Annotated in this window: 1 protein-coding gene; it reads right to left on the bottom strand. The window is 44.3% G+C overall.

Going from position 1 to position 3,144, the window contains the following annotated elements; translation table 11 throughout:
• Nucleotides 1–409 precede the first annotated feature (409 nt).
• Nucleotides 410–2,800, bottom strand: a complete 2,391-nt coding sequence (locus TW84_RS20125; RefSeq protein ID WP_162197129.1) for an Ig-like domain-containing protein — start codon at nt 2,798–2,800, stop codon at nt 410–412.
• Nucleotides 2,801–3,144 lie beyond the last annotated feature (344 nt).

The raw sequence follows: 3,144 nt of genomic DNA, 5'->3' as shown, positions 1-3,144 counted from the left end.
GGATCATTAAACCACTACAGAGAAACGATGTCTGAATTTGTAAATGCCAAATTCTAGCTATGATATTTATACTTTTCAATGATTAACTGATTGGAAATAGAGGGACAGACACCCTAAAGAAACTCCCAGAAATTAATCATTAATATAATCAATAAGTGGCTTAATTTGAAGGTGGTAAAATGGGTTAGGTACTATTTTAACTGGTCAAAACTTTCCAAAGAGAGCTAGTGAAAGTAGGAATAGTTAAAAGGACAGGCACTGTAAACAGAAAAACAGATTTAATGGGACAGTCACTTTAAAAACTACAGGACAGACATCCCATAAATGTACTCGTTAATAACTCTCTGTCGGTTAGATTCTAAAAGTGCTGAAGGTTATCCCCCAGCACTAATAGCCCAATATATGATGGTTAAGGTTCTGAAACACACGATACATATACCTTCATCGTAGCAGGCCCTACAGCGTAAGAGCCAGCGTTGAGACGTGCAGAGATGTAACTTGTTTTACCACCTGCTCCAATGCTAACGTCAGATGACCAGTATGAGACGTAGTTTGCAGGCCAACGACGTGCGTTATACATATTGCCATAAGTACCGTATAACTCGTTGAGTAACTCATTTTTGGTGGTCAAGCGCCAATTCGTCCGTCCTGCAAGAAGCATTTTATTATAGCGCTTGCACAGTTTATCCGCATCGGTCCTATTGAATCGGTAGTAGGAGCCATTCTGATCATTATAGGTACCCGCATTCGGACTGCCGCCAACGCTGTCTAGGTAAACAGAAGATGGTGTACTGGTAAACAGCTTTCCTGCCCCTGTGTCGAACACATCAATATTGCAGGAGACTACTTGATCACAGACATCCACACTCAATGTATTGCTGGTGACTCCATCTTTAAAAGCACTCACAGTTGTTTGGCCGACTTCAATGCCAGTTAGTAGTCCTAATGGGGCCACCGTTGCAACGTCTGTATCGACGGGTGTCCAAGTGACGGAAGAACTGACATTTGAGCCGCTCCCATCACTGTATGTGGCGGTCGCGACTAAGGGTCTTGATAAATCCTTGACCACGAAAGCAGGGTTCGGTGTCAGTTCGATCGAGGTCACTACCGCACTGGTGACATCAACAATTACTTGATTGCTGGTGAATTCATCTTTGATCGCGCTGACCGTCGTCGAGCCTACTTCGTGACTTGATAACAAGCCTTGCGGCGTGACATCGGCAATGTTTGGTTCTGCTGGTAACCATGTCACGGAATCAGTGATGTCTGCGTAGCTGCCATCACTATAGGTCACTGTAGCCGCTAAGGACTGTGTTTGTCCCTTTGCAAGGGCAACGGAATCAGGTGTAACGTCAAGAGACGTGATAACGGCATTCGTTACCTCTACGTTTACTCTGTTGCTGGATATATCGTCAATTGTGGCCGTCACATTGGCACTTCCAACCTGATTCCCCATTAGCTTACCGTCGGGTGTTACTGTAGCAATTGTTGTTTGGTCCGATGCCCATGTAACAGATCCACTAATGTTAGCGAAACTCCCATCACTGTAAGTTGCCTGCGCTACTAAGCTCTGTTCTTGTCCCTTTGCAATGGAAACGGAAGCGGGAGTCACGTCAAGAGAGGTTATGACGGCGTCAGTTACTTCTACATTTACAGTGTTACTGGATATATGGTTTATTGTGGCTGTCACTGTTGTGTTCCCGACCTCGATACCTCTTATTATTCCTTTAGGGGTTACCGTTGCAATTGCTGTATTTACTGGCTGCCAGCTCACTGAATCGCTTAGGTTAGTGGAACTGCCGTCACTATAGGTTGCTGTTGCTACTAATGGCTGTGTTTGTCCTTTTGCAAGGGAAATCGAAGCTGGTGTGACGTCAAGAGACGTGATGACAGCATCAGTAACTTCTACGGTAACTGTGTTGCTTAATATATCCTCAATAGTTGCCGTTACATTAGTGGCTCCGACTTGGACACCTAACAGCGCTCCTGTTTGAGTCACAGTGGCAGTCATTGTATCTGTAGAACGCCAAGTCACGGAACCGCTGATGTCAGTGGAACTGCCGTCACTGTAGGTTGCTGTCGCTACTAATGGCTGTGTTTGGCCTATTGCAAGGGAAACGGATGAGGGTGTTACTAATATCGATGTCATCACTGCATTTGTCACATTGACATCAACGGAGTTACTCACAATTCCGTCTTTGACGGCGATTACGGTGGTATTTCCAACCTCGATCCCCGACAAGATCCCCTCAGATGTGACAGTTGCAATGGTGGTTTCATCGGATGCCCACGTTACAGAGTCGCTAACGTCGAAAGAGCTACCGTTGCTATATAGGGCAGTCGCCAACAAGGGCTGCATTTGACCTTTTGCAATTGACGGGGATGAAGGCGTGACTGCAATTGAAGTTAGTACTGCATCGGTAACATCAACGCTCATTGTGTTACTGATGATTCCGTCTTTGCTGGCATAGACACGAACCGTACCAGAAATCTTACCGACTAACACGCCGGGCTGCGCGAAGCTTGCCAAGGTCTCTTCACTTGAGTGCCAATTGTTAATGCTCAATTCAGTAAGCTGATGTGATGAACCATCAGAGTAATAACCCACTGCGGTAAATATTTGCGTATTACCTGCCACCATGGAGAAACTACTCGTACCTTTGCTACTAGGCGAAGCTGTGATGTCAATACGCTCCAAGATGGATGTGTCATCTAATCGGGTTGAATCGGTGTTAACACTTTCTGAACAACCAGTCAGTAGTACTACGAATATTCCTACTGCTAATGAACCCCTTACCATATTAGATAACTTATATTGCCAAATGACTATATTGTTAAATATGTAAATTAAAAAACTGACCATAGTATTATCTGCTTTTTTGTCTGTCGAGGCGCGACCTATGCTGTTACTTCGTTGCGTTGGAATTACTGTGCCTTGAAAAATGGAAGGTCTGTACGGTCTTTAATTACAAACCTTTAGCCGCGAAGTGCGTTAATAAATAATTGGTAATTAATATCTAATGGTGAAAGTGAAGAACTGATGTGCTTGAGCGGATATAAAATTTACACATAATTAATAGTTAAACAAGACAGGCACTCCTAAAAGCACAATCGGGGTCGGTTACAGGGCGGGAGCATACTTTG

Origin of the sequence: Vibrio neptunius (assembly GCF_000967495.1) — a bacterium.
GTDB lineage: Bacteria > Pseudomonadota > Gammaproteobacteria > Enterobacterales > Vibrionaceae > Vibrio > Vibrio neptunius.
Note: the sequence above shows the minus strand (reverse complement) of the source record. Positions and strands in the feature narration are given on the sequence as shown.